At 35.5% G+C, this 1,070-nt stretch carries 2 protein-coding genes; both read right to left on the bottom strand.

Annotated features, from left to right (window positions below; genetic code table 11):
* The coding region (locus BUB92_RS11195) for a DDE-type integrase/transposase/recombinase (RefSeq protein ID WP_341372077.1) at positions 1 to 513 on the bottom strand (513 nt) is incomplete at its 3' end.
* 211 nt (positions 514 to 724) lie between these two features.
* Positions 725 to 1,051, bottom strand: coding sequence for a transposase (locus BUB92_RS11190; protein WP_073093639.1), 327 nt, complete (start codon positions 1,049 to 1,051; stop codon positions 725 to 727).
* Positions 1,052 to 1,070: the final 19 nt, after the last annotated feature.

Here is a 1,070-nt window from a genome sequence, read left to right as displayed (position 1 = left end):
AGTTTTTACGGGTATTCTCTCATGTATCAATTTTAATTCCTGGCACGTTTTTGCAAATTTAGCTGACATAAACTGCGGCCCATTATCAGTTCTTATTACCGGTAGATTATCACTCAATAATAGATTTCTTTTAGCCAGGGCGTTTTTAAGTAAGCGGCTGACATCAGAAGCAGTTGCATTTAGCCCCAGGTGATAATCTACTACCATACGATCAAAAACATCTATTACCGATACTAGATAGAAAAACTTTTTGCTTTCTTGCAAGTAACCATATTTTATATCTATCTCCCATAGTTGATTAGAAGCAGTAATCTCCTGCTTTTTGGCTAGTCTTCTTGGTCTTTTAGGATATATCTTTCGCTGGGGTTTTAGGATACCAAGCTCTTTGCTTAATCTGTAAGTTTTTTTATGGTTTATGACTATGCCATATTGTCTCTTTAGCACGGCATTTATTTTTCTATACCCATAGGGGAACCCATCACTGGAGATTATAAGGATTATTTTATCTTTTATCTCTTCATCATTGATTTTCTCCCCGCTTTCATGTACGGAATAGCCTGGTATTTGACGACCTCTTTTCTTATTAGTGCTTTTTTCTTTATTAACATCGGGGTTTATTTCTTTAGTTTTCTTTATATGGGCATAATAGGTGGATGATGATATACCGACAGAGTTAAGAACTTTATAGGTTTTATATCCTTTCTCTATCCACCTTTTGGCTATATTAACCCTGCCTTAACCTCGGGTTTTTGGTATTAGTCAACTCCCTCAATATAGCAAGCTCTAGCTCTTTTTCAGCCAGCAATCTTTTTAACCGGTCATTCTCAATACTTACTTCTTGCAGTTGTTTGGCTAAGATTTTATTTCTATCTCTTTCTGCTTTAGGCAAAGTCTTTACAGATCCGGTTTGGCGATATTTTTTAATCCAGGTATGAATAGTATTAGTTGAAATATTATAACGCCGGGCTACAATAGCTACATTACCTGTTTCCTGACATTCTTTGATAATTTGCTCTTTAAACTCATCACTGTACTGATTTTTGCTACTCATTAACATCTACCCCCATTTC

The organism is Thermosyntropha lipolytica DSM 11003 (assembly GCF_900129805.1).
Lineage (GTDB): Bacteria > Bacillota > Syntrophomonadia > Syntrophomonadales > Syntrophomonadaceae > Thermosyntropha > Thermosyntropha lipolytica.
Note: the sequence above shows the minus strand (reverse complement) of the source record. Positions and strands in the feature narration are given on the sequence as shown.

Bases quoted from the DNA above. Each gene is read 5' to 3' on its own strand.
- BUB92_RS11190 (WP_073093639.1), bottom strand. From the start codon at position 1,051: ATGAGTAGCAAAAATCAGTACAGTGATGAGTTTAAAGAGCAAATTATC.